Source organism: Roseateles sp. GW823-FHT07B05 (assembly GCF_058794515.1).
Genome location: NZ_JBXAGX010000012.1, coordinates 135,903 through 149,008, shown reverse-complemented (window position 1 = coordinate 149,008; position 13,106 = coordinate 135,903). Strand labels below are relative to the sequence as shown.

12 protein-coding genes and 1 pseudogene are annotated in these 13,106 nt (G+C 67.9%); 4 read left to right on the top strand and 9 right to left on the bottom strand.

Translation table 11 applies throughout. The features are described from left to right. Positions 1-207 precede the first annotated feature (207 nt). The gene (locus AC1Q7O_RS22155) at positions 208-372 is read right to left on the bottom strand and encodes a hypothetical protein (RefSeq protein ID WP_492660467.1); all 165 of its coding nucleotides are present in this window, start codon (positions 370-372) and stop codon (positions 208-210) included. A 535-nt stretch (positions 373-907) separates the two neighbouring features. On the opposite strand from AC1Q7O_RS22155, the gene AC1Q7O_RS22150 reads away from it, so the two are divergent. After that, positions 908-2,143: a Fic family protein gene (locus AC1Q7O_RS22150; RefSeq protein ID WP_492660468.1), complete on the top strand. Its 1,236-nt coding sequence runs from the start codon at positions 908-910 to the stop codon at positions 2,141-2,143. 115 nt (positions 2,144-2,258) lie between these two features. Here the strand turns inward: AC1Q7O_RS22150 and AC1Q7O_RS22145 are convergent. From AC1Q7O_RS22145 to AC1Q7O_RS22120, 6 genes and pseudogenes are all read right to left on the bottom strand, one after another. Continuing rightward, positions 2,259-2,726: pseudogene (locus AC1Q7O_RS22145) on the bottom strand (transposase); the annotation flags it as partial. Beyond that, positions 2,696-2,920 carry a hypothetical protein gene (locus AC1Q7O_RS22140; RefSeq protein WP_492660469.1) on the bottom strand — a complete coding sequence of 75 codons (225 nt, stop codon included), beginning with the start codon at positions 2,918-2,920 and terminating at the stop codon, positions 2,696-2,698. The gene AC1Q7O_RS22140 and the pseudogene AC1Q7O_RS22145, both read right to left, overlap by 31 nt. Positions 2,921-3,078: 158 nt before the next feature. After that, positions 3,079-4,446, bottom strand: a complete 1,368-nt coding sequence (locus tag AC1Q7O_RS22135) for a DUF3526 domain-containing protein (protein ID WP_492660470.1) — start codon at positions 4,444-4,446, stop codon at positions 3,079-3,081. Further along, positions 4,443-5,870 carry a DUF3526 domain-containing protein gene (locus AC1Q7O_RS22130; protein WP_492660471.1) on the bottom strand — a complete coding sequence of 476 codons (1,428 nt, stop codon included), beginning with the start codon at positions 5,868-5,870 and terminating at the stop codon, positions 4,443-4,445. Before AC1Q7O_RS22130 ends, AC1Q7O_RS22135 begins: the two co-directional genes overlap by 4 nt. Further along, positions 5,867-6,601 carry an ABC transporter ATP-binding protein gene (locus tag AC1Q7O_RS22125; RefSeq protein ID WP_492660472.1) on the bottom strand — a complete coding sequence of 245 codons (735 nt, stop codon included), beginning with the start codon at positions 6,599-6,601 and terminating at the stop codon, positions 5,867-5,869. Before AC1Q7O_RS22125 ends, AC1Q7O_RS22130 begins: the two co-directional genes overlap by 4 nt. 2 nt (positions 6,602-6,603) lie before the next feature. After that, positions 6,604-8,730: a TonB-dependent siderophore receptor gene (locus AC1Q7O_RS22120; RefSeq protein ID WP_492660473.1), complete on the bottom strand. Its 2,127-nt coding sequence runs from the start codon at positions 8,728-8,730 to the stop codon at positions 6,604-6,606. 92 nt (positions 8,731-8,822) lie between these two features. Between AC1Q7O_RS22120 and AC1Q7O_RS22115 the strand changes: the two genes are divergently transcribed. After that, a complete protein-coding gene (locus tag AC1Q7O_RS22115; protein ID WP_492660474.1) occupies positions 8,823-9,242 on the top strand; it encodes a Fur family transcriptional regulator in 420 nt (139 codons plus the stop codon). Positions 9,243-9,540: 298 nt separating this feature from the next. Here AC1Q7O_RS22115 and AC1Q7O_RS22110 read toward each other — a convergent pair whose 3' ends face one another. Beyond that, positions 9,541-10,020 carry a MarR family winged helix-turn-helix transcriptional regulator gene (locus AC1Q7O_RS22110; protein ID WP_492660475.1) on the bottom strand — a complete coding sequence of 160 codons (480 nt, stop codon included), beginning with the start codon at positions 10,018-10,020 and terminating at the stop codon, positions 9,541-9,543. Between the two features lie 61 nt (positions 10,021-10,081). On the opposite strand from AC1Q7O_RS22110, the gene AC1Q7O_RS22105 reads away from it, so the two are divergent. Further along, positions 10,082-10,615 carry a thioesterase family protein gene (locus tag AC1Q7O_RS22105; RefSeq protein WP_492660476.1) on the top strand — a complete coding sequence of 178 codons (534 nt, stop codon included), beginning with the start codon at positions 10,082-10,084 and terminating at the stop codon, positions 10,613-10,615. A gap of 128 nt (positions 10,616-10,743) precedes the next feature. Here AC1Q7O_RS22105 and ychF read toward each other — a convergent pair whose 3' ends face one another. Further along, entirely contained in the window at positions 10,744-11,835 is a 1,092-nt protein-coding gene (gene ychF, locus AC1Q7O_RS22100) for a redox-regulated ATPase YchF (protein ID WP_492660477.1), read from the bottom strand. 127 nt (positions 11,836-11,962) lie between these two features. Here ychF and AC1Q7O_RS22095 point away from each other — a divergent pair, with 127 nt between their 5' ends. Next, positions 11,963-13,084 (top strand): FAD-dependent monooxygenase, encoded by a 1,122-nt coding sequence (locus AC1Q7O_RS22095; RefSeq protein ID WP_492660478.1) that lies wholly within the window; start codon positions 11,963-11,965, stop codon positions 13,082-13,084. Positions 13,085-13,106 lie beyond the last annotated feature (22 nt).

Sequence of the window (13,106 nt, the reverse complement as noted above, 5' to 3'; positions counted from 1 at the left end):
AACGAGTCAGCGCCGATGATAGTGCGGATTCCCGTGTGAAAGTAGGTCATCGTCAGGCTATTATTCAAAGCCAACCCCCATCAGCCCAAAGCTGGTGGGGGTTTCGCTTTTGGGGTTTCAAATGGGGAGCGGAATCATGACGGTAAGAATCGTTCCTCTTGCGGTTGCGAGCCCTTGAGTCCGCTACGGTGAACGGGCCCTGGTCCTTCATGACGAGGTTGGCGGAACCCAGCCAGGCAGCTTGACGTATAAGCGCGTGAAGCGCTCGCCGCCGACCTGTTCCAGCAGGGTCATGGATTCGAGGTCGATGAGCTCGCGCGACGCCGTGGCGCGGGACGTCGCAGCAGTGTTGTCATACTTCTTGGTGGCCATTGCCATCTTCGAATTGAATCGGCTCCGCGTGTGCGCGGTAGTTCCCAACGAGGATCTTGGTCATTCCGGAGTAGCCATGGGATCCTCCTGTGGCGCGTTCGTCGCAACTATTGAGTCGAATGTGCCGATATTCGACTCAGTGTTGGCGTGCTGATGGGCGCCCTCCATGCGCGCGAGCCGCGGCCTGAAGTGCCAGCACGCCGTGTTCATCCGGCCGCCTAAAGCGCCCCTGCCGCGGTCACTACACGCCCGGTATGAACCGTCCCGCTTTTGAACTGACGCCCAGAAGTAGGGCGATTGGACGCTAGGCGTTCATGGCCTACTGCCGGTACTGCAGCATGAATCGCCCCGGGGCGATGCAGTACTGGATCTTGACCCCGCGCCACTCGGGTGCGAAAAATGATCCGCAATTTGATTCGCACATCGCTGTCAAATACAATGCTGAACAAAGACTTGCGGCGCTTAGTTGATACGCAATCCGTGCCGCACTTTGCTGCACCTCACTGGGCGCAAGCGTCGGCGCGTATACCCCTCGATGTACGACCATCCTTCCCAATTCGAGCCGCTGCTGCCAAGTGAGCAGTTGGCCGAGCACGTGCTTAGCCTGTCGCATGATCTGCGCACGGAGGCGGCCCGCCTAGGCGGGGCCTGCCAAAGCGGTGTGACGCAGGATCTCGCCCGTCTCCTGCGATCGATGAACTCCTACTACTCGAACAAGATCGAGGGCGAGCACACGCGGCCGATCGAGATCGAGCGGGCGCTGAAGCAGAACTTTTCCGAGGATGCTGAAAAGGCTCGGCTACAGCGTTTAGCCGTCGCCCACATCGGCACCGAGCGATGGATCCACGAAGAAGCCGTCGGTGCTACCAACGTCCGTGACACTTACGCGCCGGAGTTCCTTTGCCGGATCCATGGACATTTGTTCGGGCAGCTGCCGCCTCAGGACCGCCTGGTAGAGCTCCATGACGCCGATGGGGCGGTCATTCAAGGCGTAGCCGTAGAGCCAGGAGCGATCCGCACGCGTGACGTCGCCGTGAAGCGCCATGTCGCGCCATCATGGCAGGCCCTGTCGGTGATGCTGCAGCGCTGGTCGACGGTTTACGGAGGGGCACGGCGCGGTGAGATGCAGATCGTCGCTGCGGCGGCTGCGCACCACCGACTGGTCTGGATCCATCCGTTCTCCGACGGAAATGGCCGCACGGCCCGCCTGCACAGCCTGGCGACCCTGAACGCGCTCGGCTTGACTGGCGGCCTGTGGTCGCCCCTGCGCGGCTTGGCGCGAAACGCTGAGCGCTACAGCGAGCGACTGGGCAACGCCGACATGCCGCGCATGGGTGATCTCGACGGCCGCGGCAACCTAAGCGAGCGCATGCTCGTCGAGTGGATCGAGTTCTTCATCGAAGTCTGCCTCGATCAGGTCCGCTTCATGTCCAGGATGCTGAACCTGCCGGCAATGCACGACCGGCTGGGCGCGTTGCTCGCGCACGAGGAACATGTCGTCAAGCGCGGATTGCGTTCCGAGGCGCTGCAGCCTCTGCACTACCTCTTCGCTACGCAGCGGGAAATCGCACGTGGTGCATTTGCCTCCATGACGGGCCTGGGCGAGCGCACGGCCACCACGCTGATTGGCAAGCTGCTCGACGCTGGACTGCTGTGCTCGGACTCGCCGCGAGGCCATGTCCGCTTCGGGATTCCCATGGACGCGCTCCGCTTCCTGTTCCCGAGCCTGTGGCCAGAGGCCGAAATGGACGCGGCTGCAGCGCACGGCTAGACAGGGCGGAGCGACCGTGTCGGCCTTGGCTGCATATCGAGGAGCTGATGTCGGTCGACTGGTCGGGGCGAGTTCGCGCCACATGCCGGCCCTCGGGCTGGATGCCTTGCTAGATGAGGGCGTCGACGATGCCGGGCAGCTTGTTCGCCTCGGCTTGATTGGCCGGGTGCACCTCGACGTGTTCGACATAGCCGTCTTCGGTATCCACTGCGCTGTAGCCGCGGTAGCCGAAGAAGGCGTCCTTGCCCTTCTTGACCCAGCGGGCCTCGTCGTCGGCGCTGTCCACCACTTCGGCCCGCCCGTCGCCATCGACTTCGACGTGTTGGTTCGGGTGCGCGGCGCTCTCAATGATGGTCGCGTCAATGATGGCGCCACGGCTGCCCGCCACCTTCAGGCCTTGGCCTTCGAGCTGCACGTTGACCCGACGCAGCGGCACCTGGTCGAGCTTGGCTGCCACGAGCCGGTTGCGGAAGCGGCAGATGATCGTTGCGTCGGGGAAGCGGCCGTCACCGGGCTCGAAGCCGGTGAACACCATGAAGTCCAAGCGGACCTTTAACGCGTGCTCCAACTGCGTGTCCGACAGCCGCGGCCGGAATTCCTGCTGCAGCCAGCATGCTTTAGCTGGCCCGCAATCGCGCCGAGCAGGTTGCTCTTGCCGGCGCCGTTGGGCTCGACGACGGCGATGAGCGGGCCGGCTTCGAATGTGCCGGGCACATGGTGCACCGCCGGATGGTCGCGATAGGCCGCCGTCAGGTTGCGCATTTCGATCGGGCTCATGGGTGCCCCCCTGTGCGTTGTCTCGCCGAGCGCGAGCGAGTCCCTCCGGACGGCTGAGTGGGGCTCATGGCGCTCCAGGGCCCAAGCCACTGCCAGCCACGTCAGGGACACCGTGAGTCGGTGCGGCCACTGGCGCAACCTGGAGGGCGTCGTCGTCTTCATGCGGCATCGCGGGCTGCCACGCGGCCGGCGGCGCGCCCTGCAATGCCGCACATCAATGCACCGACCACGGTCAGCGCAGCAAGCGGGCCCCACGGGATATCAAGCGCCGCAGCTCGGGCTTCGAAGCGAGGCAGGCGAGCGAAGTCCGCGGCTTCGAACCGGCGCTCCTGGAAGAGGTAGGGGTAGAGCTGGTCCCGCAGCCGTCTGTGAAAGCCCGTGATGGCGTCCTGGTAGGCCAGCTGCGCCCGCAGGTCGGTGCCGGCGATGCGATGCAGTACCGCCTGCAGGCCCACACCTGGCAGGGCCAGGCCCAGCGTCTCGGTCGCCTGCTGGCGTGCCAGCAGGGCTAGGCGATACGCCTCGACCTGCGCTGCCACGTCCTCGTCGCCGAGCTGCTGGAAAGCGTAGTACCACTTCCAGTGAAAGCCAGCGGGCAAGGGAGCGGTGTCCTGCCACTGCGGATGACTGCGGAAGAAGCGGGCCAGCGTTTCTTCCCGCGACACGTCCCAGGCGCCGTGCACGGCCTGGCGCTGCGCGAGCATCAACGCCGCTCCCTGCTGCACCGGGACCGTCCGGCTCAGCACCGCGTTGCCGACGGCCGGCAAGACCAGTGTCAGCGCGGCCCAGCAGCCCATCAGCGCGGTGGCATTGGCCACCGAGCTGCCGCAGCGCAGGCAGACGACCAGGGCCAGTCCCGTCCAGCAGGCGACATAGGCCAGCACAGCCAGCGCGGCAGCGGCCAGGGCGACAGCAGGCATGCCGCTGACGGCGCCGCCAGCCAGCAGCGGCAGCAGCACACAGGCCGACGCCAGGGCTGCGCGCAGGCCCGCGCGACGCCACCACAGCCCTCGGCCAGCGCGGGGCAACGCCAGCAGCGTGGCCAGCCGGCCCGACTGTCGCTCGCCGCTGACGAGGTCGTAGAGCAGTGCAATCAGGAACAGCGGCAACAGGTAGACCGTGACGACGGCCATGTCGAAGCGGCCGGCGAGCGCCAGCTCCGGGTTGTAGGTCTCGCCCTCGTGCAGCTGTGATTGCAGCGCGAGCGCCCGCACGCGCAGCACGTAGGGCGTCGCATCACGCAGGCCCAGGGCCAGGAAGGCGGCGGGTGTGGGTGTGTCCCACGTGCCCAGGAAAGCGTAGTAGCCCACCGTGCCCGCGTCACCATCGCGCGTGAGTTTTGGCGCCTGCTGCGCCAGCTCCTCTTGCTGAAGCTTGGCAACGCGCGCGATGGTGTCCTGCTGACGCTGCACCTCGAGCAACCCGCTGAAGACGGCCAGCGACGACAGGGTCAGCAACAGCAGCAGCGCCGCCATGGCCCAGCGGGAGCGGCTCAGCAGCCGCCATTCGTGACGCAGCGCGCTCATCGCATCGCTCCTTGGAGGCGCCGGGTGGCCCAGGCCAGCCCGGCAGCCAGCGCCAGCAGCCAGGCGGCCAGCACGGCGGCCCTGGGGCCGAGGCGCCGCAGCGTGTCGGCCTTGGGCTCGGGTTCGAAGTGGAAGGCGGCCAGTCCGTGCCAGTGGTCTTTGCTGATGCGGCTCTCGCGGCTGTTGCGGTCAGCCGCCCAGCTCAGCTGCTCGGCCTGCAATCGGTTGAGATGCTGGACCAGGGTGTAGCGATGCCGTTCGGCCTGCTCCATGAAGCGTTGGTAGCTGGTCAGATCGGTGCCGGCTGCGGCCATGGAAATGCCTCGCAGCGCGATGACCGGACTGAGCACAGAAAACAGGGCCACATGCCGCAGCTGCTCATGCTGGCGCGCAAAGCTCTCGCGGCCGTAGCGATCGAACAGCTCGCTGGTCAGGCGCTCGCCCTCCATGCCCACGAGGCCCTTGTAGTTGACAGGCAGGTCCTCGATGCGCGAAACGCCGTACTGGGCCAGCACCTTGCGGCGGAACTCGGCGAAATAGGGATCGTCGGGGTTGTGGCTGTCGCCGAGGGCGGCGAGGTCGCGTGCCACCGCGATGTCGGTCTCCAGCCGTGTGGGCAGCGGCTGTTGCGCGGCGGCCAGTTCAGGCGCCAGCCGCGGCAGCAGCACGACGGTGACGGTCCATGCCGCCAGCAGCGCCATCAGCGCATCGCGGCCACGCCGCGCGCAGGCGGAGACCAGCACCACGCCCAGCGTCCACAGCAGCAGCCAGGCCGCATAGGCCAGGGCAGTGGCGAGCGCCAGCGGCGCGCTGGTCGGGTCGTCCGCGGCGATGGCTGCCAGCGCCACAGCCGCCGGCAGCAGCATCAGCGCCGCCGCTGCAGCGAGCGCCAGCAGCTTGCCGGCCACGAGCTGCCCGGGACGAAGGCCTTGCGCCATCAGCACACGCAAGGTGCCGCGCTCACGTTCTCGCGCGACCGCGGCGTGCCCGATGAACGCCAGCAGCAGCGGAGCGAGCACCTGCAACACGAAGGCCGGCGTCAACTGTCCGAAACGCAGCAGCAGCGAGGACTGCCGCACGTCGCCGAAGTTCGCGCTGTTCTGGCGATGGCCCTCGAGGAACAGCGTGTGGCCGGTGAAGGGGTCGATGCCGCTGTCGAACGCAGCCAGCGGATTCAGCGGCCGGAAGGCGAAGTGGCCGTAGTGCACCATGCGGTGCGGGTGTCGGTCCGGCTGGGCATCGAACTCCTGGTCCACTTGCGCCTGGTACTGCTCTCGGGCGGCCTGTGCGGCACGTCGCTGGTCCCAGGCAGTGAAGGCAGCGACCGTGCCGAGCAAGAGCAGCAGCGCCAGGCCGAGCACGGCGACCCGGTCCCGGCGCATCAGCCGCCACTCCTCGCGGGCAATGCGATTCACGATGCTCATGCCCCAGCCTCGGCTGCCGCGTAGTGACGGTGCAGCGCGCGCACGTCGAAGCGGTCCGGGCCGTCCGCGGGCACTTCCTCCACCAGCTTGCCGGCCAGCAGGAAGCCGATGCGATCGGCCACATCGGCGGCGCCCAGCAGGTCGTGCGTGACCATCAGCACTGCCACGCCGCGCGTGCGCAAGTCACCGAGCAGGCGGGTGAACTCGGCGCTGGCCTGAGGATCGAGCCCCGAGGTCGGCTCGTCCAGCAGCAGGGCCGGCACCTGGCGGGCCAGGGCCAGTGCGATGGCCACCTTCTGACGCATGCCCTTGGAGAAACCGGCCACGCGCCGGTCGTGGGCTGTACCTGCCAGGCCCGCGGTGGACAGTGCCTCGCGCACGACGGCGTCGCTGGCCGTCTGGCCGGCGAGGTCCAGCAAGTAGGCCAGGTTCTCGCAAGCGCTCAGGTGCTCGTAGAGCGCGACGTTCTCCGGGATATAGGCGATCTGCCGCCGCGCGCCGGCAGCGTCGGCAGCCGGGTCGACGCCGCCGACGCGCACGCGGCCTGCCCGCGCCTTCACGAAGCCCAGCAGCAGGCTGATGGTGGTGGTCTTGCCGGCACCGTTGGCACCCAGCAGTGCGTAGATCTCGCCCGGTGCGACTCGCAGGGTCAGGCCTTTCAGCACATCGTGCTGGCCATAGCCGGCGACCACATCGGCGACATCCAGCAGCGGGCCGTTGATCGCGGTCATGGTCAGAACTTCGCCTGCAGACCCAGCGTCACCGTGCGCGCGGCACCCGGCGTGACCCAGACGCGGCTGTAGGAGCTGCTGTAGTAGGTGGTGTCGAACAGGTTGTCGATGTCCAGCGTGGCCCGCAGCGTCGGGCTGATGCGCCAGTGGCCCACCAGCTTGGCGGTCGTGTAGGCCGGCAGTTCAAACGTGGTCGCGGTCTGCCCGACGCGCGCGCCGACATGCGTGACGCCACCGCCCAGGCCATAGCGCTGGCCGTTGGCGAAAGAGCCCTCGTACACGGCCAGCAGGCTGCCGTTGACCTTGGGCACGTTCAGCAGGCGGGTGCCCGCGGGCAGCGTGGTGTCGCGGCGCACTTCCACGTCGTTCAACACCAGGCTGGCGTTGACACGCCATGACGTACTCACCTGGCCTGCGAAGTCCAGCTCCAGCCCGCGGCTCCCGACTTCGCCCGCGGCAACGGAGAAGCCGGTCCGGGAAGGATCGGTCAGCGCCGCCGGGTCAGCCGTCAGCACGTTGCGCTTGCGGATGTCGAACAGTGCCGCCGTCAACCCCATGCGCTGACCGGCGCTCTCCCACTTGGCGCCCAGCTCCAGCGCGCGGCCGCTCTCCGGTGCGAATGCCTGGCCGCTGAAGTCGGTGCCGACATTGGGGCGGAACGACTTGCCCGCGCTGGCATAGACCGTCCATTGCGCCGAGGGCAGCCAGCTGATGCCGATGCGCGGCGAGCTGGCCGACGGGTCCTGGCGGGTGGTGAGCCCGGTGCGGCGGTTCAGCAGCGACTGGCGGTAGTGGTCCACCCGCACCCCCGCCAGCAGCCGCCATTGCGGTGCCAGCGTGATCGCATCCTGCGCGTAAAAGGCGGTGCCGCGCTGGTGTTCCAACGTGTCGGTGTTGGCAGCGGGCGTGGGCTGGACCTGGCCGTAGGCCGGCTGGTAGATGTTGATCGCGTAGGGGCTGGCGGTGCTGGGGTTGACGCGCAGCATCACCGTGTCCATGTCGAAGCGAAAGGTCTCGGCGCCCAGCAGCACCTCATGCACCACGCCGGCAGCGCGCACGCGCCCCTGCAGCTCGGCCTGCAGCGCAAGGTCGTCCGAGTCGTAGTCGCGCAGGCGGCGCTGGCGTGTCAGCGTGCCATCGGCCCGCAGCGCGGTCGGCTCGGTGGAGAAGCCATGGATGCCGGTCTCCCGATAGGCCAGGCCCAGGCGGCTGTGCCAGTGGTCGCTCCAGTCGTGCGACAGGATGAGCTGGTGCGTGCGGTTGTCCACCGTCACATCGCCGTCGGCAGGCTCCCCCAGGAAGCGCTCGCGCGGGATGACGCCCCGCTGGCCGTCCGCAGTCGCAACGACGCCGCGATCCAGCGGCGTACGGTGGCGCAGCCATTCGCCGGTGTAGTCCAGCGTCGTGTCGGCGCCCAGCTTCCAGCTGAAGGCCGGGGCGACCACTTCACGGCGCGCATGGACCTCGTCACGGAAGCTGTCGCGGTCCTCGACGGCGATGTTCAGGCGGTAGGCCAGCGCGTCACTCAAGGGGCCGGTGCTGTCCAGGGCCGCCCGCTTGAGGTTGAAGCTGCCTCTGTAGACCTCGAGTGCATGGCCGGTTTGCCACAACGGCTTCTTGGAGACGATGTTGAGCGTGCCGCCGGGTTCGCTGCTGCCATAGAGCGCAGCCGCCGGGCCCTTGAGAAACTCGATGCGCTCGACACCGGCCAGGTCGCGCGGCGCGTTGAAGCCGCGATTGGACGAGAAGCCGTTCAGCAGCGTGGCCATGCCGGTGTTCTCGTTGCCGGCGAGACCGCGCACCGCGATGTTGTCCCACAGGCCGCCAAAGTTGTTCTGGCGCGAGACGCCGCCGACATAGTCCAGCACGTCGTCCAGCTTGGTGGCGCCCAGATCGTCAATCGCCTGGCGAGTCAGCACCCGGGCTGCCTGCGGAAGCTCTCGCAGGCGCAGCTCAGTCTTGGCGCCGGATGCATCGCCGGCGTGATACGCCCCAGACGCCATGCGGCCCACCACTTCGACGGCTGGCAGGGACGCGTTGGCGTCCTGCGCAGCTTGCGCGCAGGCGGCATCGGCGACAAGCGATGCGATGGCGAGGGCGATCAGATGGGGGGAGGGATGCAAAGGCATGGAGGGCGTAGCGAGTCGCGGTTGGTTGTGAGATGGTGTTGTTAATCATAATGCGAATGCATGAGCAATAAGGACCGGGTCTAATTGGTGCCATGGAAAGAAACACCCGCCAGCGCACCGCCATCCGGCAGGCCATCGCCGAGGCCGCCCGCCCGTTGTTGCCGCAGGAAATCCTGCAGGCGGCTGAAGTTGCCGTCCCAGGTCTGAGCCTGGCCACCGTCTATCGCAACCTGCGCACCCTCATCGAGGAGGGCGAACTGCTTGCAGTCACGCTGCCGGGCGAGGTGCCCCGCTACGAGCTTGCCGGCGCAGGGCATCACCATCACTTCCAGTGTGAAAGCTGCCAGCGCGTCTTCGAGGTGCATGCCTGTCCCGGCAATCTGGCCGGCCTTGCACCAAAGGGCTTCGTGGTGGAGCGCCACGAGTTGACGCTTTACGGCCGCTGTTCAGATTGCGGCGACGCGAAGCGGCCGAGCGCTGCGCGCAGGGCGGCACGCACGCCTGGTCATTGAGCTGCTGTCCCGCATCACGCGGCAGCAATGTCATGGAAGTCTCGCCACCAGCGAACGGCGGGCAGGCCGACCAGGAGCGCGGGCGGTCGCTGGCCCGTTCGGCGATGAGCGGGGGCCTGCCCCGGCCTGCTGATTCCGTACAAGTGGGAGCTGACGCGGCGCCTCCGAAGCAACGACGGCGACGATGGCACGTCAGAAAGCGTGACATGACGCGCTGAGGGCTTGCCCAGCGACACGTGGGTGCGGCGGGTTCACCGTTGCCCAAGCTCACCAGGCTGCCCGAAGCGCCCTGCCGCGGTCACTTCGCGCCCGGTATCCCCTGCAAGGCGACCTCCAGGCGGCGGCTGACTTCGGCCATGGCGCCTGCAACGAGCACGAGTTCCTCCAGAGCCGTTCCTTCGGTCATGAGCGCGACCACCTCCGCCTGTATGGCCGCCGTGCGGGCGGCCATCTCCGCGCCGGCAGGCGTGAGACTCAGCCGCTTCACGCGACCGTCGGCGGGGTCGGATTGCCGGGTGATCCATCCGCGAGATTCGAGCTCGCCGAGCAGCCCGCTGATATGGCTTTTTGCCGTGAAGCATCGTGCTGCCAGGGCCTGCTGGCTCAGCCCGGGTTGGCGTCGCAGGTTGACCAGGATCTCGTGTTCGGAGGTCTTCACCCCCGCGGCCGCCAGTCGCGCCGCGATCAGTTCGCCGCACAGGTGGTAGGCGCGCACGACGGACAGCCAGGTTCGGGTGGCCGTGTCATCGGCGGGTGCAGCAGGGGGCAATTCAGCCATGGCTTGTCGAACGTTCGGAAATGAACTATCTTGTTCGCTACTGAACTAGTTTAAGGCGATCATGAACTTGTGGTTCCGGCTGATCTGGGCGCTGTTGCGCGCGTGGCGCCTGCCCGCCATCAACCCCGGCGAGGTCATCGAGCGCAGGCTGCGCGTGTGGCCGGGTGATCTGGACATCAACGGCCACATGAACAACGGCCGCTACCTGACCATCATCGACCTGATGCTGGTGGAGTACTTCGTGCGCAGCGGCTTCGCGCGTGTCATGGTGAAGGCCGGCTGGCGGCCGATGAGCGGCGGCGCCGTCATCAGCTATCGCAAGGGATTGCAGCCTGGCCAGCGCTACCGCCTGCGCTTCTCGCTGGCGGGGGCCAACGAGGCCTGGAACTTCATGCGTTTCGAGTTCCTGCGTGAAGACGGCACGCTCTGCGCGGCCGGCTACATGAAGGGTGCTGCCGTGGCCAGGACGGGCCTCGTGCCGAATCGGGAAAGCTATGGACGGCTGGGTCTGAGCTTCGAGCCGGGCGAGTTGCCTGCCGCGGTGCAGCACTGGCTGTCCGCCGAGCGGGCGCTGGTGGCTGACGCCGTGGTCTGACCCGCCCATCGGGCGTCGGCGCCAGGACGTCGCCCACAAACGACCAAGCCGCGCTGGTGCGCGGCTTGGTGAGCGGCTCCTCGGAGCCCGCCGTCTTTCCCGGTGTTCCAGGAAAGACGGTCTGCTGATCAGACGTTGAACAGGAAGTGCAGCACGTCGCCGTCCTTGACGACGTATTCCTTGCCTTCCGCGCGCATCTTGCCGGCGTCCTTGGCGCCTTGCTCACCGCGGTACTGGATGAAGTCGTCGTAGGCGATGGTCTGGGCGCGGATGTAGCCGCGCTCGAAGTCGGTGTGGATGACGCCGGCGGCCTGCGGGCCGGTGTCGCCGATGCGGATGGTCCAGGCGCGCACTTCCTTCACGCCGGCCGTGAAGTAGGTCTGCAGGCCCAGCAGCTTGAAGGCGGCGCGGATCAGGCGGTTCAGGCCCGGCTCGTCCTGGCCCATCTCGGCCAGGAACATCGCGCGGTCCTCGTCTTCCATCTCGGCGAGCTCGGCCTCGGTCTTGGCGCAGATGGCAACCACCGGGCCGTTCTGGGCCGCGGCGTATTCCTTCAGGCGATCCAGGAAGGGGTTGTTCTCGAAACCGTCTTCCGCGACGTTGCCGACGAACATCGCCGGCTTGGCGGTGATCAGGCACAGCGGCTTCAGGATGGCCAGCTCTTCCTTGCTGAAGTCGATGCTGCGCACCGGCTTGGCCTGGTCCAGCGCAACCTGGCACTTCTCGAGCACCTTGACCAGCGCGATGGCTTCCTTGTCGCCGGCGCGAGCCACCTTGTTGTAGCGGTGCAGGCTCTTCTCGACGGTGCCCAGGTCGGCCAGGCACAGCTCGGTCTGGATGACCTCGATGTCGGAGATCGGGTCGACCTTGCCGTTGACGTGGATGACGTTGGGGTCCTCGAAGCAGCGCACGACGTTGACGATGGCGTCCGTCTCGCGGATGTGCGACAGGAACTGGTTGCCCAGGCCTTCACCCTTGCTGGCGCCTGCCACCAGGCCGGCGATGTCGACGAACTCGACGACGGCCGGCAGCACGCGCTCGGGCTTGACGATCTCGGCCAGCGCCGCCAGGCGCGGGTCGGGCAGCTCGACGATGCCGACGTTGGGCTCGATCGTGCAGAAGGGGTAGTTCTCGGCGGCGATGCCGGCTTTGGTCAGGGCGTTGAAGAGCGTGGACTTGCCGACGTTGGGCAAGCCCACGATGCCGCATTTGAGGCTCATGGCGGGACTTTCTGTGGGGGATGGCGGCTCGCCGCGAGGCCGACGCCGAAGGGCAGGATTTTAGTCGCCCCGCAATGCCCGGGCCGCGGCCGTCATGCGGTCATACCCCGCTGCCTACAATTGCGCGATGCAAAGCGTGGACGTGTTGGTCAAGGGACGGGGTGCAGTCGGCAGCAGCCTGGCACTCAGTCTTGCCGCCCAGGGGCTTACCGTGGGCGTGGTGGGCACACCCGAGCCCGCGCGGGCCGGCGATGTCCGCACCTATGCGCTCAACGCCGCGTCGGTGGCGCTGCTGACGGAGCTGAAGGTCTGGGACAGCCTGCCTGCCGATGCGGTGAGCCCGGTCTACGACATGGTGGTCCATGGCGATGCCGCGGGCGAGAAGGCGGCGGGCCGCCTGAGCTTCTCGGCCTGGCAGCAGGGCCTGCGCGAACTGGCCGTCATCGTCGATGCGGCCGCGCTGGACGGGCAGCTGGCCACGGCGCTGCGCTTTTCTCCTCATGTCCACAACGTCGCCGACAACACTCCGGCCGCGCTGACGGCGCTGTGCGAGGGCCGCGAGTCGGCTGCGCGCGCTGCGCTGGGCGTCGGTTTCGAGCCCAAGACCTATGGCCACCGGGCGCTGGCGGCACGGCTCGTGTCGGACCGCCCCCACCAGGGCGTCGCACGCCAATGGTTTCGACCGGGTGGCGAGGTGCTGGCGCTGCTGCCGTTCGAGCGTCCTGCTGCAGGCGCGTCCTACGGCCTGGTGTGGTCCTGCGCGCAGGACCGGGCCGAGCAGCTGCAGGCGCTGCCACCCGAAGAATTCGAGCGCGAGCTCAATGCCGTCACCGGCGCGGCCGCGGGCCAGCTCACGCTGGGCAGCGAGCGCTCCAGCTGGCCGCTGGCGCTGGCGCGAGCCGATGCGGTCAGCGGCCCCGGCTGGGTGCTGCTGGGTGATGCGGCGCACATCGTCCATCCGCTGGCGGGCCAGGGCCTGAACCTGGGGCTGGGCGATGTGGCGGCGCTCACGCGCGTGCTGGCAGACCGCGAACCCTGGCGGCCGCTGGGCGACGAAAAGCTGCTGCGCCGCTACGCCCGCGAGCGCCTGGCCCCCACGCTGGCCATGGGCGAGCTGACGGACGCGCTGCAGCGCCTGTTCGCCCATGCCTCCCCGGCGGCGCAAGGCCTGCGCAACCGCGGCATGGACGCGCTCGATCAACTCACCCCCGTCAAGCGCTGGCTGACCCAGCGCGCCCTCGGCCTCTAAACCGCAACCGCCCACCTCCGCA